General features: G+C 46.2%; 27 protein-coding genes and 1 riboswitch. Of the genes, 5 read left to right on the forward strand and 22 right to left on the reverse strand.

Going from position 1 to position 25,913, the window contains the following annotated elements:
* A partial coding sequence (locus tag BM099_RS19365) for a hypothetical protein (protein WP_143083810.1) occupies positions 1-442 on the reverse strand: 442 nt, incomplete at its 3' end.
* Positions 443-943, reverse strand: coding sequence for a hypothetical protein (locus BM099_RS19370; protein WP_090730788.1), 501 nt, complete (start codon positions 941-943; stop codon positions 443-445). It lies immediately after the preceding gene.
* Positions 944-1,245: 302 nt separating this feature from the next.
* On the opposite strand from BM099_RS19370, the gene acnB reads away from it, so the two are divergent.
* Together acnB and BM099_RS19380 are read left to right on the forward strand one after the other, a co-directional pair.
* Positions 1,246-3,846, forward strand: coding sequence for a bifunctional aconitate hydratase 2/2-methylisocitrate dehydratase (gene acnB / locus BM099_RS19375; RefSeq protein ID WP_090730866.1), 2,601 nt, complete (start codon positions 1,246-1,248; stop codon positions 3,844-3,846).
* 112 nt (positions 3,847-3,958) lie between these two features.
* Positions 3,959-4,384, forward strand: a complete 426-nt coding sequence (locus tag BM099_RS19380; protein ID WP_090730790.1) for an immunity protein Imm33 domain-containing protein — start codon at positions 3,959-3,961, stop codon at positions 4,382-4,384.
* A 129-nt stretch (positions 4,385-4,513) separates the two neighbouring features.
* Here the strand turns inward: BM099_RS19380 and BM099_RS19385 are convergent, their stop codons facing one another.
* From BM099_RS19385 to BM099_RS19445, 13 genes are all read right to left on the reverse strand, one after another.
* Positions 4,514-4,987 (reverse strand): LabA-like NYN domain-containing protein, encoded by a 474-nt coding sequence (locus tag BM099_RS19385; protein ID WP_090730792.1) that lies wholly within the window; start codon positions 4,985-4,987, stop codon positions 4,514-4,516.
* Between the two features lie 697 nt (positions 4,988-5,684).
* Positions 5,685-6,437 (reverse strand): adenosylcobinamide-GDP ribazoletransferase, encoded by a 753-nt coding sequence (locus BM099_RS19390; RefSeq protein WP_198064168.1) that lies wholly within the window; start codon positions 6,435-6,437, stop codon positions 5,685-5,687.
* Positions 6,434-7,060 carry a histidine phosphatase family protein gene (locus BM099_RS19395; protein WP_090730795.1) on the reverse strand — a complete coding sequence of 209 codons (627 nt, stop codon included), beginning with the start codon at positions 7,058-7,060 and terminating at the stop codon, positions 6,434-6,436. The genes BM099_RS19390 and BM099_RS19395 overlap by 4 nt, the downstream gene beginning before the upstream one ends.
* Positions 7,044-8,279, reverse strand: a complete 1,236-nt coding sequence (locus BM099_RS19400) for a nicotinate-nucleotide--dimethylbenzimidazole phosphoribosyltransferase (protein WP_090730797.1) — start codon at positions 8,277-8,279, stop codon at positions 7,044-7,046. Before BM099_RS19400 ends, BM099_RS19395 begins: the two co-directional genes overlap by 17 nt.
* A 108-nt stretch (positions 8,280-8,387) precedes the next feature.
* The gene (gene cobU, locus BM099_RS19405) at positions 8,388-8,906 is read right to left on the reverse strand and encodes a bifunctional adenosylcobinamide kinase/adenosylcobinamide-phosphate guanylyltransferase (protein ID WP_090730799.1); all 519 of its coding nucleotides are present in this window, start codon (positions 8,904-8,906) and stop codon (positions 8,388-8,390) included.
* The gene (locus tag BM099_RS19410) at positions 8,903-10,432 is read right to left on the reverse strand and encodes a cobyric acid synthase (RefSeq protein ID WP_090730802.1); all 1,530 of its coding nucleotides are present in this window, start codon (positions 10,430-10,432) and stop codon (positions 8,903-8,905) included. The genes cobU and BM099_RS19410 overlap by 4 nt, the downstream gene beginning before the upstream one ends.
* A complete protein-coding gene (gene cobD / locus BM099_RS19415) occupies positions 10,429-11,511 on the reverse strand; it encodes a threonine-phosphate decarboxylase CobD (protein WP_090730805.1) in 1,083 nt (360 codons plus the stop codon). The genes BM099_RS19410 and cobD overlap by 4 nt, the downstream gene beginning before the upstream one ends.
* The gene (cbiB, locus tag BM099_RS19420; protein ID WP_090730807.1) at positions 11,511-12,458 is read right to left on the reverse strand and encodes an adenosylcobinamide-phosphate synthase CbiB; all 948 of its coding nucleotides are present in this window, start codon (positions 12,456-12,458) and stop codon (positions 11,511-11,513) included. The genes cobD and cbiB overlap by 1 nt, the downstream gene beginning before the upstream one ends.
* Positions 12,455-13,891: a cobyrinic acid a,c-diamide synthase CobB gene (locus BM099_RS19425; RefSeq protein ID WP_090730809.1), complete on the reverse strand. Its 1,437-nt coding sequence runs from the start codon at positions 13,889-13,891 to the stop codon at positions 12,455-12,457. The genes cbiB and BM099_RS19425 overlap by 4 nt, the downstream gene beginning before the upstream one ends.
* On the reverse strand, positions 13,888-14,532 hold the full coding sequence (gene cobO / locus BM099_RS19430) for a cob(I)yrinic acid a,c-diamide adenosyltransferase (protein WP_090730811.1): 645 nt from the start codon (positions 14,530-14,532) through the stop codon (positions 13,888-13,890). The genes BM099_RS19425 and cobO overlap by 4 nt, the downstream gene beginning before the upstream one ends.
* Positions 14,529-15,107 carry a hypothetical protein gene (locus BM099_RS19435; protein ID WP_090730813.1) on the reverse strand — a complete coding sequence of 193 codons (579 nt, stop codon included), beginning with the start codon at positions 15,105-15,107 and terminating at the stop codon, positions 14,529-14,531. Before BM099_RS19435 ends, cobO begins: the two co-directional genes overlap by 4 nt.
* Positions 15,108-15,175: 68 nt before the next feature.
* Positions 15,176-16,987, reverse strand: coding sequence for a TonB-dependent receptor domain-containing protein (locus BM099_RS19440; protein ID WP_090730815.1), 1,812 nt, complete (start codon positions 16,985-16,987; stop codon positions 15,176-15,178).
* A 165-nt stretch (positions 16,988-17,152) separates the two neighbouring features.
* A riboswitch (cobalamin riboswitch) is annotated at positions 17,153-17,384 on the reverse strand.
* Between the two features lie 170 nt (positions 17,385-17,554).
* Complete coding sequence (locus tag BM099_RS19445) at positions 17,555-19,198, reverse strand: fatty acid--CoA ligase (RefSeq protein ID WP_198064169.1); 1,644 nt, start codon at positions 19,196-19,198, stop codon at positions 17,555-17,557.
* A gap of 340 nt (positions 19,199-19,538) precedes the next feature.
* On the opposite strand from BM099_RS19445, the gene BM099_RS19450 reads away from it, so the two are divergent.
* The gene (locus BM099_RS19450; RefSeq protein ID WP_090730819.1) at positions 19,539-19,721 is read left to right on the forward strand and encodes a hypothetical protein; all 183 of its coding nucleotides are present in this window, start codon (positions 19,539-19,541) and stop codon (positions 19,719-19,721) included.
* Between the two features lie 110 nt (positions 19,722-19,831).
* Positions 19,832-20,182 (forward strand): DOPA 4,5-dioxygenase family protein, encoded by a 351-nt coding sequence (locus tag BM099_RS19455; protein WP_090730821.1) that lies wholly within the window; start codon positions 19,832-19,834, stop codon positions 20,180-20,182.
* 130 nt (positions 20,183-20,312) lie between these two features.
* On the opposite strand, the gene BM099_RS19460 is transcribed toward BM099_RS19455, so the two are convergent.
* The gene (locus BM099_RS19460) at positions 20,313-20,690 is read right to left on the reverse strand and encodes a hypothetical protein (RefSeq protein WP_090730823.1); all 378 of its coding nucleotides are present in this window, start codon (positions 20,688-20,690) and stop codon (positions 20,313-20,315) included.
* Between the two features lie 262 nt (positions 20,691-20,952).
* On the opposite strand from BM099_RS19460, the gene BM099_RS19465 reads away from it, so the two are divergent.
* Positions 20,953-21,498, forward strand: a complete 546-nt coding sequence (locus BM099_RS19465) for a thioredoxin family protein (RefSeq protein WP_090730825.1) — start codon at positions 20,953-20,955, stop codon at positions 21,496-21,498.
* 77 nt (positions 21,499-21,575) lie between these two features.
* On the opposite strand, the gene BM099_RS19470 is transcribed toward BM099_RS19465, so the two are convergent.
* From BM099_RS19470 to sufT, 6 genes are all read right to left on the reverse strand, one after another.
* Complete coding sequence (locus BM099_RS19470) at positions 21,576-22,196, reverse strand: MarC family protein (RefSeq protein ID WP_090730827.1); 621 nt, start codon at positions 22,194-22,196, stop codon at positions 21,576-21,578.
* A gap of 561 nt (positions 22,197-22,757) precedes the next feature.
* The gene (locus tag BM099_RS19475) at positions 22,758-23,543 is read right to left on the reverse strand and encodes a PEP-CTERM sorting domain-containing protein (protein ID WP_090730829.1); all 786 of its coding nucleotides are present in this window, start codon (positions 23,541-23,543) and stop codon (positions 22,758-22,760) included.
* A gap of 454 nt (positions 23,544-23,997) precedes the next feature.
* Positions 23,998-24,498, reverse strand: a complete 501-nt coding sequence (locus BM099_RS19480; protein WP_090730831.1) for an alpha/beta hydrolase — start codon at positions 24,496-24,498, stop codon at positions 23,998-24,000.
* A 10-nt stretch (positions 24,499-24,508) separates the two neighbouring features.
* Complete coding sequence (locus BM099_RS19485) at positions 24,509-24,790, reverse strand: hypothetical protein (RefSeq protein WP_090730833.1); 282 nt, start codon at positions 24,788-24,790, stop codon at positions 24,509-24,511.
* A gap of 93 nt (positions 24,791-24,883) precedes the next feature.
* Positions 24,884-25,330: a SufE family protein gene (locus BM099_RS19490; RefSeq protein ID WP_090730870.1), complete on the reverse strand. Its 447-nt coding sequence runs from the start codon at positions 25,328-25,330 to the stop codon at positions 24,884-24,886.
* Positions 25,331-25,365: 35 nt separating this feature from the next.
* A complete protein-coding gene (sufT, locus tag BM099_RS19495; RefSeq protein WP_090730835.1) occupies positions 25,366-25,902 on the reverse strand; it encodes a putative Fe-S cluster assembly protein SufT in 537 nt (178 codons plus the stop codon).
* Positions 25,903-25,913: the final 11 nt, after the last annotated feature.

Here is a 25,913-nt window from a genome sequence, read left to right on the forward strand (position 1 = left end):
CTGCCTCTGCTGCCTCTGCTGCCTCTGCTGCCTCTGCTGCCATCAATGATAAACCCATGGAGGAAATATCAAGTGTTAATTTGCTATTATCGGCAGTTTTTTTAGCATTAATGATGTCGTTAAAAAGCGTTTCTATTGCATTTTCAAGGTCTTTAACACTAAAAGGCTTACACAAGGTAACACTGCGATTCCATTCCAGATGCGCGATTGAGATAACAATAGCCGGTAGGTTTATTTTGCTTTCGAGATAGGTTTGCAGTAAAGCTTTTGGCTGAGGTTGGTCTGCGTTAAAAATAGCCCAGTTAGCTTGTTGCGCCGTAGTGACAACGCTGTATTTTTTTCCGCTATGATGAGACTGAAAAAAGTACTCAAGCGTGTGTAAAGTACTTCCCTGAAAACCCACAAGCAAAACATTGGTGAATTCTCCATTTCTAACAGCCATTCAGCGCTGCTCCTTCTTTTGATAAGTAGCAGGCAAGCTACAACCATTTATCAAGATTGACGCTGACACGTCCAGCTGGAGAATACCATTTGCCGTTTTAGCCTCGGCAATTGTTTTAAGCTGCTCACATAAATCCGCCTCTAAAATAGCTCCGGCCTCTTTAATAAGCCGAAGTAATAAAGGATTGCCTCGGTATCTTAAAATAATAAGAAGGTCTATTAACGCTCCCAGGACCTTTTTCTCGGAACGACACAGCATGGCAAGGTAGAAACGTTTTACGTGTGTCATTAATTCCATAGGCTGACTGGCTACTTTTCGGATAGCCAAATTCAAATTAAGCTCAGATAAAGTGCCCTTATAAATCAGACTTTTTTGCTCCATAGATTCAAATGCGGCCTGAATATTTTCAGCCAGGTCACTTTCAAGTTCTGCATTAATCCCCCAATCTGACAGCGCCATCCAAATGGGAGAATTAACATTTTCATTTTCCTGAACTAGCATAATTGAATGATTCTTAGTTTATCCGTCAGATTGTTAACCGCGTGTCATGATTTACAGCATAGTATAATAATGAAGAATTGATGGGAGAATTGCTTATTTTTCATAAAATTCAAAATAGTAGAACGGTTATGCGACAGCTTAGACACAAAGTCTAACACTCTGATTTGTCTACAAACTTAACTTTAAGCCGCCTATAAGCTAGAATCTGCACGCATATTAATAACGAGACTAAATCTTTACCAACACCGAATTTCCGGTGTAATGAGTAAAGACCGGTGGGAATAACAGTTGAGGGCTATATCGTGCTAGAAGCTTATCGTAAACACGTAGAAGAACGCGCCGTTGAAGGCATACCAGCAAAACCACTAGACGCTGATCAAACAGCCGGGCTGGTTGAACTACTGAAAAACCCACCTGCAGGTGAAGAAGATTTCCTGTTAGACCTGTTGATGAACCGCGTTCCAGCTGGTGTTGATCAGGCAGCCTATGTAAAAGCAGGTTTTCTTGCAGCCGTCACTAAAGGCGAAGCAAAGTCTCCTTTATTAGATAAAGTAAAAGCCACTGAAATTTTGGGCACTATGCTGGGTGGTTATAACATTCAGCCGCTGATTGATTGCCTTGACGATGAGTCACTGGCACCTACAGCAGCTACAGCGCTTTCTCATACTTTACTGGTATTTGATGCATTCCATGATGTTCAGGAAAAAGCAGAAGCAGGCAATGCCCACGCTAAACAGATTCTTGAATCATGGGCAAATGCTGAATGGTTCACGTCAAAACCAGAACTTGCTGAAAAAATCACTGTTACTGTATTTAAAGTAACCGGTGAAACTAACACTGACGACCTGTCTCCAGCGCCTGACGCATTCACACGTCCAGACATCCCGGCGCATGCCAACGCAATGCTGAAAATGGAACGTGACGGTATTATTCCTGATGTACCAGGCTCTGTTGGCCCGCTAAAACAGATCGCAGAGATCAAAGCTAAAGGCCACCCTGTTGCCTACGTTGGCGATGTTGTAGGTACAGGCTCTTCGCGTAAATCTGCTACTAACTCTGTTTTGTGGTTCTTCGGTGACGATATCCCGCACGTGCCAAACAAACGCGCTGGCGGATACTGTTTCGGTAACAAAATTGCTCCTATCTTCTTCAACACAATGGAAGATGCCGGCGCTTTGCCGATCGAAATGGATGTAGAAAAAATGAATATGGGTGACGTTATTGACGTTTATCCATATAAAGGTATTGCTAAAAACGCTGAAACTGGCGAAGAGCTCTGCACTTTCGAACTGAAAACGCAGGTACTGCTTGATGAAGTTCGTGCGGGCGGTCGTATTCCACTGATCATCGGTCGTGGTTTGACTGACAAAGCACGTACAGCACTAGGTTTAGCCCCTACTGAGTTATTCCGTAAACCGGATCAACCAGTAGATAGTGGCAAAAGCTACACGCATGCTCAGAAAATGGTGGGTATTGCATGCGGCGTAGCCGGTGTCCTTCCCGGCACTTACTGTGAGCCCAAAATGACGACAGTAGGCTCTCAGGATACTACCGGGCCTATGACGCGTGATGAACTTAAAGATCTCGCTTGTCTGGGCTTCTCTGCCGATTTGACAATGCAGTCTTTCTGCCACACAGCAGCGTATCCAAAACCAGTTGATGTTCAGACTCATCACACGCTGCCTGATTTCATTATGAACCGTGGCGGTGTTTCTCTGCGCCCTGGCGACGGTATCATTCACTCTTGGCTGAACCGCATGCTGCTGCCTGACACAGTCGGTACTGGTGGTGACTCTCATACACGTTTCCCAATTGGTATCTCTTTCCCAGCGGGTTCTGGTCTGGTTGCATTCGCTGCAGCTACCGGGGTCATGCCTCTGGATATGCCTGAATCTGTATTGGTTCGCTTTAAAGGTGACAAAATGCACCCGGGTATCACATTACGTGACCTGGTTAACGCAATTCCTTTGTACGCCATTAAAGCAGGTCTGCTGACAGTTGCTAAAGCGGGTAAGAAAAACATCTTCTCTGGCCGCATCCTGGAAATCGAAGGCTTACCTAACCTGAAAGTTGAGCAGGCATTCGAACTGTCTGACTCTGCTGCAGAACGCTCAGCAGCGGCTTGTTCTATCAAGCTGGATGAAGCACCTATCCGCGAATACCTGAACTCTAACATCGTCATGCTGAAGTGGATGATTTCTGAAGGCTACGGTGATGTTCGCACTATCGAACGCCGTATTGCAGGTATGCAGGAATGGCTGGCTAAACCTGAACTGCTGTCTGCTGATGCAGATGCTCAATATGCAGCGGTCATCGAAATTGATCTGAATGATGTTAAAGAACCAATTCTGGCCTGCCCTAACGATCCGGATGATGTGAAAATCCTGTCTGAAGTGGCCGGTACTAAAATTGATGAGGTCTTCCTTGGTTCGTGCATGACCAACATTGGTCACTTCCGTGCGGCCGGTAAGCTGTTAGACGCTGCTAACACTTCGCTGCCTACACGTATGTGGATTGCTCCACCAACGAAAATGGACGCCGCTCAGCTAACTGAAGAAGGTTATTACAACATCTTCGGCAGAGCCGGCGCCCGTATGGAAATGCCTGGATGTTCACTGTGTATGGGTAACCAGGCACGTGTAGCAGAGAAGTCAACGGTTGTATCTACTTCAACACGTAACTTCCCTAACCGTCTGGGTAACGGTGCCAATGTTTACCTGTCATCGGCTGAGCTGGCTGCGGTTGCCGCACTGCTTGGTAAGATCCCAACCGTTGAAGAGTACATGGAATACACCGCTAAGCTGGATCCGATGGCTGAAGATGTATACCGCTACCTGAACTTCGATCAGATCGAAAACTACACAGCTAAAGCGGCTACTGTTATTCCTACAGTTCAAGCTTAATTACAGCTGATAATAAAAAGCCCGTCGCATGACGGGTTTTTTTGTTTTAGTCCTCAATTTCTTCGCTTTGCTTTACACTATTGATTGTTCAAAAAAATCGTTGGATCTCGCTATGAAAACGCCTGCTGTAGACACCCCTATTTCCAAAAACACTGAAACCAACCAGACAAAGAATGGTTTTCTGCTATTGGTTTCAAAAATGACATTTGATGAGAACCTACCCATACGCTTTATGTATAAAACCGTACCTGAGCATCTTAACGACACGGGTTGGCGTTTATATACAGGCTACGAATCAGAAGAATATGTAGAAAATGAGCTGGCCAATATGCTTCCTGTTCCTTTGCAGAAGATATGCGAAATGGATCCAACACTGACCGAACTGTTAACTTACAATGCCGGAACCGTGTGGGAACGTACGCCTGAAAGCACAAACTGGGAGCGGGTTTATGACTTTAAGATCCCATCAGCTAACGTCACTGTGGATATTACCAACGATTTGGATCGATTTAATATTAAGGACACCACAAAGAATTAGTTGCTGCTCTGTATATTATGCTTGTCCAAATCTGTATGTGAGCCGCCTGTCAGCTGGTGAGTTAATCGGCAACAGGCCGGTTAACTCGCCTTGTGTCTGCTGAGTGCTTTTAAGACACAAAGAAGAAAACTAAATAAGTAAGTCGTCACCTATTGGATGAAAAACACTGGCCGCTTCAACCAGCGAATGAGCGGTGAGCGAAGGAACGCCATACACTTCTGCAGTAACGTGATAATCATTACGGATTTTGTCCATCAGCAGATCAAAATCGCCATCTCCCGACAATAATATAACAGTATCAACACCTCTGGAGAGGTCCATCACATCAATCGTGATACCCACATCCCAATCGCCTTTTGCCGAGCCGTCACTGCGTTGAATAAAAGGCTTAAGTTTGACGGTAAAACCCATATGCTTGAGCGCATTTTGAAATTTAAGCTGCTTCTCATCGCCGCGATGAATGGCATAAGCCGTTGCCGAAACTATTTCACCCTGCGCGCTGATGCGCTCCCACAGCTTACGATAATTAAACTGGCGGCCATAAGCTTGTCGCGTGGTGTAATAAATATTTTGTACATCGACAAATACTGCAATTTTTTTCAAGAAAACAGCCTATTTTAAAAAATAATATATGACAAAAAGTACTTACTCAAAAACACACTCATGAGCAAAGCATTTCTATTTGTCGATCAAAGTCGTGCCGCAATGGCCGGGGTGCATACGCAGGATCATAGCCATCGACCGCTAACTTAGCAACCACATCAGCTTAGGATCGGCCATTCACCCTATCCGCTATGGACATCAGCATTTGCTGTCTGATCATGATGTTATTTTCAGGATAACGCAGCGCCAGAAAGCTCTTCGGCCTATTAAAAAGAGAAGCGGTAACAGGAAAAACGTAAGCTAACTCAGAGGCATTCGTTAAGATGTATTAGTTAAGATCTATTAATTAAGATCTATTCATTAAGAGTATTCTTGACTGAATGTGCGTCGAATCGGGGTAAAATCCGAATTTAGAAAAACCAGCATTAGCAGAAATGGCTCAGACGATTTTAATCAAAACCGCCTGATCATAATGAGCAAACCGTTACAAACGGTGATTAATTACTCTTGGTCCTTCTTCTCATTTTCTGCTTTACGCTTTGCAGCATCAGCTTGCTCTTGCTGTTTAATTTCTTCTGCATCCTGACCACCACACGAACCGCAACATGTACTCATTATCGTTAACCTGCTTGATTATGTTAGATAGCGTCATAATAACTGTGCCCAAAGGTCTGATAATTGACGCATATCAGTTTTGTTATATTTCCAATGTAAAACAAGCCGCAATTAATACACCCGCTTCCAGCAATTCGATCAGAGCACCTGCCGTATCACCGGTAGTGCCCTTAATACGCAACAACATGGCCCTGCGCGCTAAAACAAACAAAACCGCAACAACCCCTAACCAAACGATGCTCAACCCTGCTAATAAAACAGCACCGGACACCGCCAGCAGATAAACACCTTGTTTTGGCATATATTCTACCATCGGTGACGCAATACCCTGCGCTCGCACATACGGGGTTATAGCCAGCAACAAAATGACTGCCAATCTTGCGACTAACGGAGCAATGAGAATGGCTAGAAGCTGGTTCGCCGCCAGCAAGGTTATGAGTGCAGACCATTTAAGTAGCAGGTGCAATATCAACGTCAGCGAACCAATGGCGCCGATGCAAGGATCTTTCATAATGACTAACGTACGCTGTTGATCGCCTAAGCCTCCCATCCAGCCATCAGCACTATCTGCCAACCCATCCAGATGCAGCCCGCCCGTCAGCAGCACCCATAAAATCAATACTAATGTCGCCTGAATAAAATTTGATTGTCCGTTCAGCATCCACGCCAGCATCGTCAGCGCCAGACCGATAAACATGCCAACCAGCGGATAATAAAGTAACGACTGCCCTTGTAGTCGTGCACAAGGAGAACGCTTCAGGTGAACCGGTATTTGTGTGAGAAATTGTGCAGCAATACAAAAAGCCTGCCACTGTTGATTAAGGACTTTCATCATTGGCGCTGCCAGACAAAGCGATGCAATTCACCATGCTGGGCACTGATGTTTGCCATGACACTGGCCGGTCGGCCCTGATGCAAACACGTCAGGACTTTAATCACACCACCATGGGTAATCAATAAGATACGGTAATGCGGGCCTTGCAACTCCTTGTCGACAAACTTTCTGACGCGTTGGAAAAACAGTGGCAATAGCTCAGCCTGAGGAGGGGGAAAGTTTTCAGGGTCCTTCCAAAAGTCACCCAGCTCATCAGGCCAATGTCGCATTATGTCAATCGCCGTGCTGCCATCCCATAAACCAAAATCATATTCCTGAATAGCGGCATCAATTCGTATTGATTTGTTGACAGAAACTTTCGCTGCTATCCATTCTTCCGCAAAAGATTTACACCTCAATAAGGGTGAGGTGATGATGGCGTCATAATCATCCAGGTTAATATCATTACGGATATTCTGCATACCTCCCTGTTTATCACCTTGAAGAGCTTCCGCCATCTGATCCCAGCCGGCAGGCGTTAGTTCTGCGTCCGTGCGCCCTAGAAAGCACTTCCCTTTAACGGTCTCACCATGACGCAACGCATCGATAATCAGCGGTTTTCGCATCTCACATAAGCTCTTCATGTTGAGGCCTTTTAGAGGATTCTTCAGGCGATTGATTAGTTGTCGATGCACTAACAGCCGCTTCTGCAAACGTAGCCATCTGATTATGCAAGGCACAAGCAAAGCGTATCAACGGAACCGCAATGGCAGCACCACTAGCCTCACCTAATCGCAACTCCAGATTAAGTAACGGCACAGCATCAAAGCTATCCAACAACATGTCATAGGCGGGTTCTGCTGAGGTATGAGACAAGATCATCCAATCAGCCACGCGAGGATTAATGCGACACGCAACCATTGCCGCCACCGTGCAAATAAAACCATCAACAACAGCCGGTACACCTTCCTGCGCACAGGTAAGATAAGCAGCGGTCAGTGCTGCAATTTCAAACCCTCCAAAATACTGTAATGCGACCAAGGGATCGTCTATAGAAGCTTTCAGCTCTGGCCATTCACATTCAGTGCTATTAAATGCAGAGCGATGAAATTCAATCGCCTGTGTAATAATTTTTGCTTTATGAGAAATACCAACGGCATCAAGACCCGTGCCGGGTCCGGTTAATTTTTCTGCAGCACAACCCAGTAATACTGAAGCGATCGCCGTTGCCGACGTAGTATTAGCGATTCCCATCTCACCCGCTATGAATAAATGTAAACGCTGATTGTCATTATCCTGTATCGCTTTTTGACCCTCATCATCAGTTGAATCATATTCTGAATGACCGGCCACGCTACCCATCACATTACTTACGGCAAGACGACCCACATCCATAGCCGCAGCAAGCTGTGCAGGCGTCATGGCAGGATGCTGCAAAAAATTCGCAGTTTGCGGAGCAATGGGTTTATTAACCACATTAGCCAGTCCATCCGTAGGCGTGACTGTGCCCAAATTATAAACCGTTAACGGGGCTGCGATATAACGTGCGGCAACACAGATCGCCGCTCCCCCCCCTGCAAAATTCTTAACCATCTCGGCAGTCACGGCTTGTGGAAATGCAGATACGCCCTCTGCCGCGATACCATGATCAGCGGCAAAAACAGCAATGGCCACTTTTTCGGCAGAGGGCAAACTATTGCCCTGCATTCCTGCTAAACGTATAGCGACCTTCTCCAGTTTACCCAGCGAGCCCGCCGGCTTTGTTAATTGCTGCTGGCGCTCTGAAGCAGCACGCATCGCAACGGAATCTAACGTTTTGACAGGGTTTTCAATCCAGTTTAAAGATGGCATTGTCGTGTTCATAGGGCTCTCTGGAAGATAGTCTTGGCGCTTGTGGTTGTAGTTGTCGTGGTTGTCGTGGTTGTCGTAGCTGTCGTTATCGTAGAATCAGATTTTACAGATGGCAGCTGTTTAGTAAGACGGCGGCCCTTTAATAACCAGAGGAATACCTGCCACCATCAGGACCACCTCGTCTGCCAGTGCTGCAATGTCCTGGTGTAGCCAACCCCCTTCATCACAATAGCGACGGGTTAGTTCGCCCATAGGCACAACGCCCATTCCGGTTTCGTTACTGACGAGAATGATGTCACTTTCTGATTGGCGCAGTACTTCCATGAAAACCTGCTTAGCTGTCGTGACGTCACAGTTTTCACACAGTAGATTAGTCAACCAAAGTGTCAAACAATCTATTAATATACAATTAGTTACACTGCTATTATCAGATAACACCTGATCTATATTCATCGATTCTTCAATGCACCGCCATTCCTGTGGACGTTGCTTTTTATGCTGTAAAATACGCGCTTTCATCTCATCGTCATATGCCTGAGCCGTAGCGATGTAGATCACTTCTTTGCCACTAGCACTGGCCAATTGTTCTGCATAGCGGCTTTTTCCAGAGCGGGCACCACCCAAAATAAAACGAATCATGTATTGTCCTCACGCTTGTAGTTGTTCTTGTTCATTCTCGGATTATCAGCATTGAGCAGCCCAAAAATGGCATCCATATCGAGGTGCTGTTCAAGGGTGTCTGCCAGACGATCCAAATCCTGATCACGGCGCTGCTGATAATCAAACGCAGCAATATTACTCAGCCCCGCCCACTGTAAAACCTGATCTACCACAGCGCCTGATTCAAACAAGCCATGCAGATAGGTGCCTGCAATATTGCCGTCAATCGATAGTGCACCGTCAGGCGTCCCATCCGAAAAATGGATCAAGGGCAGACACAGCGCTTCACCTGAAGAAACACCGCAGTGAATTTCATAACCTTGCACCGCCACCGGCTCGCTCCCCTGAAAACAAAATGTGCCCGTCTGAGTCGTCAGGTGTTTCTTAGCATAGAGCCGCGTATTCATCGCCAGCAAGCCTAAACCTTGAGAGCAACCAGCCTCCCCTTCAATAGCGTCAGAATCATCTATCTCATGTCCCAACATCTGAAAGCCACCGCAAATCCCCAGTAATTTCCCACCATAACGCAGGTGTTTAGTCATCGCCTTGTCCCAACCTTGAACACGTAACCACTCAAGATCATGACGGACCGATTTTGAACCGGGAATAATAATAAGATCTGCCGCTGGAATGACCTGATCAGGCCCGACATAAATCAGCTCGACTGACGGGTGTAAACGCAAAGGATCAAAGTCTGTATGGTTACTGATATGCGGCAGAACCGGCACAATGACGCGTAATACCTGTGCAGCAACGTCTGATGGATTGATGGGTTGATCTGCACATATAGCATCCTCAGCTTCAAGATGAAACCCGTGTAAATAAGGCAGAACCCCGAGCACGGGTTTACCGCTATATTCTTCAAGCCAGTCCAGTCCGGATTCCAATAACGTAATATCTCCACGGAATCGATTAATCACAAAGCCTTTAACCCGCGCCTGCTCTGTCTCGGATAACAGCGCAAGTGTGCCTACTAAATGAGCAAACACCCCGCCCTTATCAATATCCGCAATAATAATCACCGGGCAATCTTCACGCTCAGCGAAGCCCATATTGGCAATATCATTTTCGCGTAAGTTGATTTCTGCAGGCGAACCCGCACCTTCCACAATCACATAGCGATAAATGCCACGTAATCGCTGGTGCGATACCTCAACCGCCTTCCAGGCCAGCTGCTTATAATCATGATAAACCGTGGCTTCCATGTTAATCAGAGGCTTGCCATGAATAATGACCTGCGCGCCGGTATCACTGTTAGGCTTTAATAAAACAGGGTTCATATCAATGTGTGGCGCAAGACCACAGGCATACGCCTGCACGGCCTGGGCACGACCTATCTCTCCTCCGTCGGCGGTGACTGCACTATTAAGCGCCATGTTCTGCGGTTTAAAGGGAGCCACAGACAACCCCTGGCGCCACAAAACCCGACATAATCCCGCCACCAGAGTACTTTTGCCAGCATCCGAGGTGGTACCCTGAACCATTAACGTACCTGTACTTTTCATCGTTTCAACTCTATCAATGCCGATTCAAGTCGCTGCCATGCGATTTCATTGGCGGGCAACCCTAATCGCAGCGCTTCATATTGTTCAAAGTAACGAATAAGAATCCCCTGCCGGGCAAGCTGCTGATAAATATCAGCCGCCAACCCTTTATGACTTTCACTCAGGTCTAGTGTGCAAAATAGTGGTGTCGATAGACAGACAAAAACCGGTTGCTCCAGAGGCGGTGTTAACAGCTCTGTCAGGCTTTGTGTTAACAGCTCTGTTAGGCGTTGGCCTTCAGCAAAGAGCCGTTGTCTCATCTGTGATTGCCAAGCAGAATCCTGTAACGAGATTGCACCTGCCCAGCGGGCGACGCTTGAGACAGACCAGGTTCCAAGCTTTGCGCTCAACCCTTCCAGCAATGCAGGCGGCGCCCAAACAAAGCCTAAACGGATACCGGCTAAGCCAAAAAATTTACCTACCGAGCGCAGAACAATCAGGTTAGTCACAGGGTCTTGAGTGATCATCGATATCGCATTATTTGCCGGCAACGCATCGATAAACGCCTCATCAACAATCAACCAGCCATTGTGTTGTTGTAGTACGTTAAGCCATCGGTTTAAGCGCGATGTCGATAAAAACTCAGCCGTTGGATTGTTCGGACGTATGACCACCACTACATCCAGATGCGGCAACCTTACTTCTATCTCATCAGCAGTCAGCGCTTCAACTTGATGTCCTTGGCGTTTCCATTGATAGGCATACTCAGCGTAAGCCGGAGACAGGATTCCGACACGGCTGGTTTGTCTTATCGTGTGTCTTAATGTGGGCAGATGCTCAATAGCCAACTGGCTACCGGCCACCGCCAGCAGATGTGCAGACCCGTAATATTCAGCGGCTATTCTCAGCAAATTGTCGCCATTATCCGGTAATTTCTGCCAAACCGACTCCGGTACGGCGGGTAACGGGTAGCTATGCGGATTAATACCCGTAGAAAGGTCAATCCAGTGATCCATAGGAATAGCAAATTGCTCAGCCGCCTGATGCAAACGACCGCCATGCACAGGTGGCGAAATAGCTGGATAAATAACCGGATGCATTAGCGCCACCCGCCGATCTGCAATATCAACAGAAACAGATCAGCTCCACAAATCAGCGCCACCCAGAGCCATAAAGTCTGCGAGACTAACCGCAGAGCACGTTGAATATCACAAGCGTTAGGTGGCTGCCCCCTGCCTAATACCGGTTTGTTATGCCAAACACCCTGATATCGCGTTGGGCCGCCCAGCAAGACACCCAGCCCACCGGCACCTGCCGCAATCACCGGCCCACCATTAGGGCTGGCGTGTTCCGGCGCTTGCTCTTTCCAGCACTTAAGTGCACGGGCGCAATCCGACAAAACGGCATAACTCAATGCCGTGCAACGGGCAGGTAAATAGTTAAGCGCGTCATCTAACCTGGCAGCCGCCCAACCAAAACTCTCATAGCGCTCGGTGCGATAACCCCACATGGCATCCAGAGTATTCACCAGACGGTAGAAGACAGCGCCCGCGCCACCAGCAATCACAAACCAGAAGATTGCAGCAAAAATTGCATCACTGCCGTTTTCTAAAATCGACTCAATGGCAGACACTTCTATGTTCAGCGCTTCAGGATCACGGCTGACAATCATGGCGGTATGATGTCGGGCACTCACATCGTCTTGTTGAAACAGAGCGTCGGCAATCGGTTGAATGTGATCCCATAAGCTGCGATGGCCTATGGCAAGATATAAAAGCAATCCATTCAACAGACTATACAAGCCGAATGATTCCCATCTGCCGGGCAGCCAATAATACAAAATCAGCGGAAGCGGCAAACATAACAGCGATAACGCCAGTGCGCCCAGCAACTTAAGTTTTATTGAAGATAACTGAAGCCGCTTCAGGTTAAACAGGTGCTCCACATGTTGCGCCAACCAACCAAAACCAACCAATGGATGGCAGCGCTTAGGCTCTCCGGCAAGCCAGTCGATTAGCACGCCTAGTATAATGGCCAGACTGATCATTCGGGCTTAAAAAGCGCGATACAAGCGTCCGTTGCAGATGGAAAATAATGATGGATGTAACTGGCGTATAGGTTTCCTTTTCTATAAACCGCTTCCGAGGTTCGGGCATAATTAGGACACAAGCCCTGATAGTCCGGCACCTCGTCAGTGTCAAAAGAGGAGTGATGGTAAGTATGCCCACGCAACACACCTTCTGGCAGAGTAACGCTCTGCATCGCCAACGCCTTGAGCCGTGGCTGCATTGTTACTGTGCCGCGAAGCACGCCAAGCATGGCTTGAGTATTCCCAGCCAGATCTGTCAGGGATTCACTGAGATACAACATACCGCCACATTCAGCCACTAAAGGCTTGTTCTGATCGACATGCGCGTTAATCGCCGCTTTCATACCACTATTAGCCGCCAACTCGGCAGCAAATAATTCGGGATACCCTCCGGGTAGATACACACTGTCTACGTCCGGCAGCGTCTGATCATGTAAGGGCGAGAAGAATAGCAACTCGGCACCCAGCTGTTCGAGCAGCGTTAAATTAGCGGGATAGATAAAGGAAAATGCTTGGTCTTTAGCGATACCGATTCGTACACCCGATAACGGCTTAGGGAGCTGGTTCGGCTGCCCTTCAGAACCATCAGAACTTTTTGTTTCAAAGCTTTTTGTTTCAACACAAGTGGCTTCAAAACTATTCGTTTTAAGTTCAATCGCTTTAACTTCATTCGCTTCAAAAGTAATGGGCACCGGCAACTCACTTGCACCCGTTGCAGAGACCATCTGTGCGACTGCGTTAAGACGCTCATCTAAATCAGTAATTTCACTACTTTGCAGCAAGCCTAAATGCCGACTCGGTAGCTCAACATCCTTAGAGCGTTTAATCGCACCGTACCAGTGAATCGAATCAGGCAAGCAGTCACGTAAAATTTCCGCATGTCGATCGCTGCCGATACGATTCGCCAGCACACCTGAAAAAGGCAAGGTGTCTTGAAATGTCGCCAAGCCATGCGCAACAGCCGCAAAAGTCTGTGCCATAGCCGAGCCATCAATCACTGCTAACACCGGCACACCAAACAAGCAGGCTAAATCTGCGCCTGAAGGCGTGCCATCAAACAAGCCCATCACCCCTTCGATCAGGATCAGATCAGCACGCAGCGCCGCCTCATGCAATAAAGCACGGCACTGATGCTCGCCGACCATCCACAGGTCCAGCGCATTCACCGCTTCGCCGGAGGCGATCTGAAGAATCATCGGATCAAGAAAATCAGGCCCCGTTTTAAAAACAATCACCCGCCGCCCGGCATTACGGTGGAGTCGCGCTAACGCCGCGGTTACTGTTGTTTTTCCTTGTCCCGAGGCGGGCGCGCTAATAAACAGTGCCGGGCACGTCGCTGCAGCCCCCTTTTGCAATAACGGCTGTAATGCAGGTGATAAAGGCTGACTCATAATTCAACGCCTTTCTGCGCTTTAATACCCGCCTGATAAGCATGCTTTACGACCTGCATTTCAGTCACTGTGTCTGCAATATCTATCAAAGCCTGTGGAGCACCACGTCCGGTAATCACCACATGCTGATTCACGGGACGGCTTTGTACCGCTTTAATGACTGCCTGCAGATCAACATACTGGTACTTAAGCGCAATGTTCAGTTCATCAAGTACAACTAAGGCAATGTTCTCATCATTAAGAAGTGCCTCCGATTGCTTCCAAGCTTTAGTTGCCGCCGCAATATCACGCGCCTTATCCTGTGTTTCCCAGGTAAACCCTTCACCCATGACGTAATACTGCACTTCGGGGAAACGTCGAAAAAACGCCTCTTCACCGGTGCTAAAAGCACCTTTAATAAACTGCACAACACCGACCTGCATATCATGGCCTAACGCCCGCGCAACCATACCAAAGGCAGAACTACTCTTACCTTTGCCATTGCCGGTATGAACAAGACAGACACCGCGATCCTGGTCAGCACGTGCGATAGAGTTATCTATCACCTCTTTTTTGCGCTTCATACGTGCCAGATAACGCGCCTCGCGTTGCTGTAGTCCGGCCTGCTCATTCGAAGGCTCTGAGAATTTTTTATCACTCATAGCGTTTCAGCCCCAGCATGACGCGAACGCGTAAACCAACTTAAAAACAGGTGTATGGTAAGCGCGCAACCTACATAGAAAAATACGGCTTCAAATTGAGAAGGTGAGTATTTAATTAAACGGTTAAGCATTTCAGCCATCGTCGGGTCTGTATATCGGCCAGAGTAAAAATAGAAGCTGCCACTGGAAATAACCTGACAAACAGCAGTACCGGATATCAAGCTACTAAACAGCGTCAGTAAACTGCTCCATCGCTCCTGATGGCGCTTCGCATACCAACGACCAGCCCACCACATTGATGCATAAGCCGGAACCAGCATGATGTAAGTGGGTGTAACGCAAAACGAGCTAACACCGCCCCAGGTAATTGCCGCAAAATCTAACAGAAAGGCTTGCAGAATCAGCAACGGAAAAGCCCACAAAGGCTTAAGGTAAATACCTGCCAGAAAAAACACTGCCCAGGATGCACTCGGCAGATGATCAATAGATGCGAAATGATGACCCCGTGTCACCGCCATCAACAAAATCAAAAACGCACCGATCATCAGTTGTGATCGCTGTTGAATATTTATCATGATAGACATCTCTTAAATAAATTGAACTAATGCTGTTTAGTAATTGTTTTGAATAGAGTTTTAAAGATTTACTGAGGTTGATATGCCAGTGTAAACAACGCCGTTGAACCGGCCTGGTTGTAACCACTTACCGTTTGGTATTCTTTATCTAACAAGTTGCTGAGCTTGGCTCTTACCTGCCAGACAGGTGCTAGCTGATAAGCCGCACGCAGATCGACAGTGCCGAAGCCTCCCAGAGAGCTGGTATTACTATCGTTGCTGTAACGACTGCTTTCAGCATGCAGGGTTGCGCCTAAAGCCAATGCGCCAAAATCACGGTCAACATTAATATTTGCAATTTTATCTGCACGGCGCTGTAAGCGATTGCCTTTATTAACACCCGAACGATTTTCAGGATCGATAAAAGAGACGTTGCCGCTTAATGTCCATTGCTGCCATTGATAATCAGCACTGATTTCCAAACCACGAATACGTGCTTGGTTAATGTTACTCGGAGCCCAGGTAGAAGAACCCACAGCAATAGGTGCCCAGGCAATCATATTGTCAAAGGAAGTTTGGTACAGGGAAGTTTGCCAGTTGATGCCCTTAAGAGTGCCTCTCAGGCTAAGCTCGAAAGTATCCGACTCTTCCGGTACCAGTGCAGCATTACCGCTACCCGGGTAATACAGGTCATTAAACGAAGGCGCCTTAAAAGCAGTGCCGTAAGACGCGACAAAGTCAATCGCACCATTCAACGGAATCCCCCAGGCGATGCCGCCAGTAGTATGAGAACCAAATTGTTCGTTATCATCAACACGCACACTGAACTGCAGATCAGACTGCCCCATTGGTAGCTGATATTGCGCAAAGCCTGCCCAGTTATTACGCTCAGTTTCTGCGTAGCTATAACTTGATTCAATCTGATCGTTCAGATAATCCACGCCAAAAATTAACTGATTATCATCGCCTATCAACAGATCATTCTGAACGCTAAGAGAATCACGTGTCGTCTCATAACGGCTGCTAAACGTATTGCCCGAGAAGGTTTTAGCATGATTCCAGCTGCGACCTGCAGACAGGTTCACACGCCACATTTCAGAGACCTCAAGGGTGCTACGGGCACCTAACACTTGTGTCCGTGTATCACCTTTGTCAGTGAAGCCATCGTATTCATTTTCAGAATCAGTGACCGAGAAAAATCCTTCAACTTCATGGCCACCATTAAAACGCTGGCCCACTTTTAGCTGTAAGCCCTGGTTGTGATAACCATCATCGTCACTATCGCCCGTCGTTTTAGCATCAAACCCATCAGTGCTAATGCCTGAAGCGGTTACATTAAACCAACGATTTTGATCGCCGCCTTGTAAGCCCACTTCTGCTAAAGCCGTACCGTCTGATCCTGTAGAAACAACAAAAGAAGGTGTTAACTTACCCGCACCACGACGTGTAAAGATCTGAATGACACCCCCGGCAGCATCTGATCCGTACAATGAAGAACGAGGGCCACGCACAATTTCAATACGCTCGACCTGGCTCAGGTTAAGATCCTCAACACTGACCTGTCCTAATGTTGCCGAGCCGACACGAATACCATCAATCAGTATAAGCAGGTCTTTGGTGGATGTTCCACGCAGATAAATGCTACTCGCTTTGCCGATACCCCCACTGTTGGTGATCATCACGCCAGGCGTCTTTTGCAATATATCAGCTACCGTAATTGCCTGTGAACGTTCAATATCTTTACGCGTGATCAAGGTGGCCGAAGCCAGTGTTTCGTCAACGGATTGAGCTGTACGAGAAGCGGTAACCAGTACTTCGTTAAGATAGGTGGGTTGCGCAGCTGCAACCAAAGAAGAATAACAGCACGCCGCTGCCAGAACGGTGATGGAAAGTTTTTTCATGGGTCAGATTGTGTCCTGTACGTGCCCGCCGCACGCCGATTAAATTAACGGCAATAACGAGCAGGAATGAACAGAAACACGACAACCGCAAAACATGAACCAGCTAATTAACCAGAACAAAAACTACAGGAATGTGCTGCCGTTGCATTAGCCCTCCGCTATGCCGACTGAGTAGTGTTTGAGGCCGGTCTCCGGACTTTCGAGTGGACTATCATCCCAACATTACGCCTTCCCATGTATCACACAGTGGCTTTGTAATGCCTTAACTCGATTACCGTTGCGGGGGCAGTGTTGGCTTTGCCTGTTAAAAAATGCATGCTAAACAATAACAGTACGCACCAACTTCCCGTTTAAAATCCTGCTTTACAACAGGATTACCAAAAACTGAGTGCATTCTAGGGAGATGAACCGGTGGGGTCAACATCAAAGGTCATGAATAAAATTAACGATTAATCACGTTTTATTCATCTATGATTTTTATCAAGACTGATAAAAAAACAAGCGCGTAAAACGCGCTTGTAATCTTATTTATGGAATGCTGTAGATGCTATTTAAAAGTACAGGTGATTAATCGTCTACCTGATCACGAATCAACTTTTTGTTAACCTTACCCACACTGGTTTTAGGAATCTCGGTCACAATACTGATCCGCTCAGGAATCGCCCATTTAGCAATCTGGCCACTTTCCACATATTGCTCCAGATGCTGCTTGATACCTGCCGCATCAATCGAATGCCCTTCTGCAGCTACAATCATCGCAAAAGGACGTTCACCCCAGCGTGCATCCGGCACACCGACAACCGCCACCTGATTGACTGCCTCGTTCTGGCTGATGAGGTTTTCAAGTTCCAAAGAGGATATCCACTCGCCGCCTGTTTTTATCACATCTTTAATACGGTCTTTAATCTCAAGCGTGCCATCAACGGAGATAGAAGCCACATCACCGGTATGCAGCCAACCATTCGCCCACAGCTCATCCCCCTTCTCTGGTTCTTTGTAATAGCCTTGTGTTAACCACGGAGCACGCACCACCACCTCGCCCATCGCCTCACCGTCATGCGGAACATAATTACCATCGGGATCAACAATCCGAAGATCCACCAAACCGGCAGGCACGCCGGCTTTAATACGATAGGGCATCTGCTCACTCATCGGCAGATTCAGCTCATCACTATGTAAATAGGTCGCCGTCACTATCGGGCACGTCTCAGACATACCGTAAGCCGTGAAGAAAAGGATACCGCGTTCGGCCATATGCTTAGCCATACCCAAGGTCGGTGCACTACCGCCGGTGAGCATTTTCCAACCACTTAAGTCAGTGGTTTTCGCCGCCTCGCAGTCCAGAATCATTTGCAGCACGGTTGGCACACCATGCGAGAAAGTCACCTTCTCTTTAGCAAATAATTTAACCAACTTATTCGGCTCATAACGGCCAGGGTAGACTTGCTTAATGCCCATCATCGTAGCCACGTAAGGCATACCCCATGCATGCACATGAAACATAGGCGTCATTGGCATATAGACATCATCTGAGCGCAACATTGGCTGGCCCTCATAACACCCGGCCGTTGCCGCCGTATTCAATGTATGCAGCACCAATTGTCGGTGCGAGAAGTAAACGCCTTTCGGGTTACCTGTGGTACCGGTGGTGTAAAAAGTGGTAGCTATTGAGTTCTCATCAAAGTCCGGAAAATCATACTGGTCAGAGGCATTTGCCAGTAAGTCCTCGTACTCGCCGAGTGTAGATAAACTTGTTTGAGCTGGCGCAGGGTTATCAGATAACTGCACATAACCACGCACACTTGGGATTTTCTCACCAAACTGCTCAGCAAGAACTAAAAAGTCATCATGCACCAACACATAATTATCTTCCGCATGGTGCATCGTGTAGATGATCTGATCGATACTCAAACGCACATTCACATGATGCAGCACAGCACCAATCATAGGCACGGCAAAATAAGCTTCCAGATACCGATGGCTGTCCCAATCCATCACCGCCACTGTATCACCTGCCTTAACCCCCGCCTCTGTTAATACATTGGCCAGCTTGCAGATACGTTGATTGAGCGTTTTGTAGTCATAACGTAAAACATCGCTGTAAACAATTTCACGATTGGGTTCATAACGCTGCCCAGAAAGTAGCAAGCTTTTGATAAGTAATGGATATTGATGTGCATTAGGAGAGGGAGTGATTATTTTTGTATTCATTATGCAAACCTGTTGTTTTTATTGTGCTTTATGAAACGACCTGATGAACCAACCTCTGGGCGCTGAACAAAGAATAAGTAGATACACCTATCCTAGCTATCTTGTAACTATCATCTCAATAACAAAAAAGGTCAACCAGGTAACAAATTTATTCAGGCAGCATGGGATGAGCGAAGATAAACACAAGGTAGCTAAAGCGAGCAGTTATAAATAATCAGCGATCCAAAAACGAATCGATAGATGAATTTTTCTAACCTATAGATGGAAATATAGTCATTTGTTAAGGGTACGATTAAAGTCTAGTATCCATCCATATTAAAACATCGTATGGAGTTCACCCATGAACACATCTATCAATGAAACAGATTTAAGCAACTACGATCTACAAGCAATCATTAAACGAGCCAAAAAAGAGCGCGCTCTTTACGTTAAAGAAATGCATTCAGCGGCATACAAAAAGCTAATCGGCCTGTTATCTGCAGAACTGCCTAAATTCATCCCAGGCCCACTGGCCCACTCTTAAGAGAGCCAGTCCGCTATCAGCAACAATCCTCCTGATTACGCATTAAAACAAACAAGGCAAACGTTTTAATTTATGATTAACTGCAGTCATCAGTAGCCTCTGGAATGATTATGGCACAGCAATCTGCAACTATTTCTGCTTATCACGCCCATGTTTATTTTGCTGCCGGCAGCCTCAATCAGGCAGTATCCCTGTGCGAAAATGCACGGGATAACCTACCTGTCGCCATGGGCAGGGTTCATCAAAAACGAGTAGGACCGCATCCCGAATGGAGCTGCCAGCTCTCTTTCAGCGCAAACCATATTGGTGAAGTACTACCCTGGCTGATCCTCAACCGTAACGGACTGACAGTTTTTCTCCATCCTGTCACCGGTAATGATCTAGATGATCACACAAAATATATTACGTGGCTTGGCGACAGCAAACCCCTGAATATTAAAATGTTTTTAAAGAAAAAATGATACTGTTTAAGGCGCTCGTTTTTATTAACAATAACAGATCCGTACCGAGCAAAGCCGACTCTGGTTATTTTAAGATTGGCCGCTAATGCGGCCAATCTTTTACCTACTCCTTAAAGAACACGTCCAACGATTATGGCGGTGGCGACAGTGGTGGTGGCAGAACGGCTGCCGGATCTACCGGAATTTTGCGCCCTGTGTTTGCATCATAAGGGAAACCGGTCGGAATAATATGCACCCCGGTTGGGCAGCTAATCAGCGCAGCCAAACCAAGAATCATGCCCTCACCTGCAGCACCGTAGCCACCCACAGAGATAGCTTTACAGCCTACCGTCTGTATTCTATTGATGGCTAATTGAAGTTCTTGGGCAGCCTCAGCACCTGTGGCTGAAGATTCACCAATGATAACGAAGCTCTTGGTTGGAGCCGAAGAAACGGGATTGTGTTGGCATCCCGTAATGAAGATAGCCGCAGCTATGAGTGACGCAACGCCTATTGATCTCGTATTCATAATTACCTCCATAGATAATATGATGATACTTATCGCATCGTTATGTGATTATGAACTCACTAATCTAACTTACCTCTTTTTGCCTTTCCTTTCCCATCTTCTTTTGCAGCTCTTTTTCGCAGCGCCTTTTAATTAGACAGGCACAAACTCACCGGGCAGCGCCCTTCCCCACCCCAAAAAAATTAAGCAAAGGTGACAGTAAGCAGGATTATCGTATACTAAACCTCACCGAGAACTGCACTTAATACAAAAGGAGCGCCCCATGCTGCTTGATACTCCCCTCTGCGATTTTGGCTGGCAAGCAGTAGATTTCACCTTAAAGGACCCTGGCGGACGCTCTTTTGAGATGAAGGAGTATCTTGGTGAAAAAGGTCTCCTTATCGCCTTTATCTGCAATCATTGCCCTTATGTCCAAGCGATAGCAGAGCGGCTCGCACAAGACACTACCGAACTCATGGCCGAAGGCATTAATGTGTTAGCGGTAATGTCCAACGACTACCGTCATGTACCGGCAGACAGCCCTAAAAATATGCTGCGCTTTGCTAAAAAATATGGTTTTGCATTTCCTTACCTGATTGATGAAGACCAAGCGGTTGGCAAAGCCTATGGCGCCGTTTGCACACCAGACTTCTTTGGCTTTAATAAACAGGGAGGCCTGCAGTATCGCGGCAGGCTCGACAATGCCAACATGAAAAACACCACAAAGCGTGACAAAGAGCTTGTTAATGCCATGCGCCAAATCGCTGCCACGGGCAAAGGCCCCGTTCAACAAACGGCATCGATGGGCTGTTCCATTAAGTGGAATTAACTTTATGATTGGCCGCTGATGCGGCCGGCCTGAGTTATGAAGCCCTGATTAGTTGAGGAGCCTGATTTCTGTTCTGTTTATGAGGGCAGAAATTTATAATACTCACCAAGGCCAGCGAGTATGTTGGTGGTAGCAACAGACGTAAGAATCAGCCCCATGACTCGGCTTATAACACTCGCACCACTACTACCGACCAGTTTGTTAATAAAACCAGCCAGCAGCATGAGTACATAAGCGAAAAGCAGAACGGATAACATCACAAATGCTGTTTGTAATTGTTCCAGAATAGTAAATACAGAATTTTTTGTTAGCAGTACTGCCGCTAACATCGCGCCCGGGCTTGCAATTGAAGGTACAGCAAGAGGGAAAATAGCGGTTTCCCGATGGGAGTTTTGTAATAGTTTTATCTCTTCATCAGGCTTACTATCACCAAATATCATATTTAGAGCGAATAGAAACAAAACTATTCCGCCAGATATTTGAAATGCGGGAAGCGGAATTGACAATGCATTTAATAATAGCTCGCCACCCACCATAAAAAATAACAACACAAACGTCGAAACTATCGTTGCCAGTAAAGCAACACGACGTTTTGTTTTTTGATCGTATTTATCGGTTACCGCGATGAATACCGGCACTGTACCAATCGGATCAATAACTGCAAAAAAAGTAATAAAAACAGCTATGTAATCTATCATTTAGTATTTATTCCATCATGAGGGCAGCGTGAAATCGCCGTTTATGAACAGACTTAATCAATGCTGAAAAGTTCATTATGATTGATCATTTAGAAGCGCTTTAGCATTCCCACAGAAAGCCCACCCAGCGCTAAAGATTCCAAATTGTAATAATCAGTGGGCAGCGGCTCAATGCCTGCCTAATTTCTTCTGCCGTTGGCTTCACTCCTAAAGCGTTGCTCCTGAACTGCTTCTTCACTCCGCGCAAACTGACTGAATAATCACTTTTGCTGTACTATGTGCAGGCAGCTCTCGAAGCCAGCTTGTCTTTGCAAAGTAAGCATCATCTGTTAACCGCCAAGGTCAACACAAAAACATCACTGGTCTGTTTACGATATGAACTATTAACAAAAATAATAGCTTGGTGAAATAAACAGATCATTTTTTATGGTGGCAGATAAACTCTGTCGACAAATACCCGCTAGTTTCATGATTGGATATTAAGTGTGCGGAGATATAGAGCGGATTTTAAGGAGCCGGCGGTAATTTCTGGTTACCGCTGGTTCCTTAGAGTTTAGTTAATTAGGATTTGTTCCGGCGTCGCGTAGCAAGCGTGGCTAATCCCAAGCCTAAAAGTAACAGTGATGCAGGCTCAGGAACACTGTTTGGATCTACCGGGAAAACTTCAACAGCGGTACCTTGCACGCCAACCGTAAATCCATTCCAATATTCATTGGAGGCGCTGTCCCAAGCCAAAGTATCAAACGCTCCTGTGAATTGAATAACACCATGCGGCTCAGAGCCACCCACGTTAGAGCTATTAAGTTCATAGCTAAAGTTCCCACCACCAAGATCGACAATATTCTTAGTCACTCCGCCGCAACCCCAATAACCGCAGGCGTTACCATCCTCACCACCCACGCTCAGAATATTAAAGTCTTGATTAAGGAAAGCATAGCCATTGCCATTCAGACTAACGAAAGCGAAAACGGGGTTGGCGATTGCTTCAGAAAATGCCAGGGTCTGATTCCCGGCATAACGTAAAGCAACGATGTCAGTGCCAGTGGGGCTGTTATCTACAACACTACTTGTATAAGGTGATATGGTGTCGTCACGGCCTAGTCCTCCTGCGTTCTGGTAATAGTCGGTACCACCTGAAGATTGGTAAAATCCGATACCATTCGCGTTGGTGTACGTAACACCCACCGTACTGCCTGAAGTAGTAATGGTTCCCTGCCCCTGAAAACCAGAGCTAGGGTCTTGATCTGTGCCCTCCCAGTCTGTCCAGTAAATTGGAGCGGCGATAACTGTACCGCTACAAAGCAAGGTCAGTGTGCTTATGATAATCGTGCGTTTTAGTTTTTTCATATGCTTTCCCTTCCTACTCAAAGTGAATTATTCAATGCCCGGAACTGCTTGCATATCCTGCATTTTAATTTAAACAAGAATTGTGCCAGTTTTTGATATATGAACAAATCAATATGAAAAATAAGAAGTTAGCGATGGTCGAGAAAATCAAATAGAGGATGTGTAAAGTTTTCTGACAAATAAAAAACACTAACGAGACCGAAAATCAGAAAGTCCAGCGTAAAAATAACCATTCCACAATCCTTCCTTTTTATCATTAATTGTCCACTTTTATCGATTCAAACACACTATGTTCAGCCACCACAAAGTACAAAGTTAAGACTAGTGAAACCATTTAAAGACAGTGGTCTTGGATTACTTTCAAGACTTGTTGGATTCATGGCACTTAAAAACACTACTAAAATGTTAACTAAGGAAATACTGTAGCGTGAAATTCAATTAATAAGTACAACACTTATAATGGAACAGCGTGAGACATTAGAAACTGTGAAAATAGTTTCTCAACAACCGCTATGGAAGAATTAAGCCGATGATCGCCAGCAATCAAATGCAATGAGCAGTTAACATCCTTAGCAAATGTAATGGAGTTTTCCGGTGGAATAACATCATCAGACCAACCATGAACAATTTCTATTTGAGTCTTATTCGTATAGTTTTGCTTCTTATAACCAGCCATAAATAGCGCAGGCGCTAATAAAAATATCCCTTTTGCATTCACTTGTTCTGCAGCCACCAAAGACACGTAACCGCCCATGCTTGAGCCCACAAGCAAGACATCACCTTCTACCTCTTTCAAAACGCTTACCAGACGTTCAACCCTAAGATCAGGGTCGGAAAGATCTGAATAGTCGATACTCTCAACACTGCACCCATGCTCTTTAGCCATGTTTGCGAGTCTTTTAATTTTACTTCCCCAAGGGCCGCTTTCTTTTCCATGTGAAAAATATACTTTCATATCACACCGTCTATTTTATTTGCACACCTGCAATTTCTATGACCGAATTGACATTGGCACGCTCGATAATTTTGAGCAAGGCAGATTGAATAACCTCATCTTCGCGTGTGTCCTTTTCGCTCCTGAAGCGCTGTTCCTGAACTTCTTCGTCCTCACTCTGAGCAAACTGAATAACGACTTCTGTTGCACAACCTGCACTTTTACCAAAGTACGATAATGTGATTTGAGGATAGCCTTTAAAGCCTTTCTTGACCTGTTTCGCAATTCGTTTTTTAGCTTTATCAAGATTCATACAAAATCCTTGTAACCATTGATACTCAGAAAATATTACTCTTTGGAGTGTCACGTACTGCCAGCAGCTTTTCAATGGCCACAGATACATGTCTCAGCTCACCTTTTGTGTCGCTTGATATGCACTTGCTATATCCTGTATTCGTTTAACCATAGAAACGAGCCCGTTACTCCGTGAGGGGCTCAGATGTTGTAGCAGGTTTAGTCTGGAAAAGTATTCCTGAATATTAAAATCACCAATATATTGGTAGGTCTTATCATGATAGGCCGCGAGTACAATTGCCAGCAAACCGTTAACAATAAATGCATCACTATCGGCGTTTAATTGTAATCGTCCCTGATGGTAACAATACTCAATCCATACTTGGCTTTGACACCCAGCAACAAGCTTATCATCCGTTTTACATTCAGAGGGCATCTCCGGCAATTCTTTACCCAACTCAATGATGTACTTGTATCTATCTTCCCAGTCATCAAAGAATTCTAAAGTGCCTATGATGTCATCAGTACTAATTTTTGTTCCAAAAGGATGTGTTCTCATTTCGTCACCTTTATCTAAACGATTAATGTAGCCGGCTACCACACTAAACCCGTTTCCAAGAGTGCTTCCTCTGACATCCTTTCCCGACTCCAGGGAGGATCAAAGACCAACTCGACCCTGACCTTTTTCACATGAGGCACTTGGGAGACACGATATTCAACATCCCCCATTAATATAGGTCCCATACCACAACCAGGCGCAGTGAGTGTCATCTGAATACTTACCTCACCAATATCATCGTTGATATCCAAAGCATAAATCAGGCCTAGCCTGACCAGATCCACAGGTATTTCGGGGTCATAAATCGTTTGTAATGCTTCCCACACCTGCTCTTTACTGATGAGTCCATCTAGCGGTGCTTCGAAATAAAGCTGTACCGGCTCCTTGCCGATAGCCGCTGCATCGGTACCGTCAATGCGGACCATATTCCCGTTATAGACAACCGTGTAATTCCCTCCAAGTGCCTGGGTCACTGTTAAAAAAGTGTTTGCCGGTATAATCAGAGGATCCCCCACAGGCACTAACCGGCCCGGGCAGTCCATTACAGTGGTTACGATTTGTCTGTCAGACATAATCCTATCCT

Origin of the sequence: Neptunomonas qingdaonensis (assembly GCF_900113275.1) — a bacterium.
GTDB lineage: Bacteria > Pseudomonadota > Gammaproteobacteria > Pseudomonadales > Balneatricaceae > Neptunomonas > Neptunomonas qingdaonensis.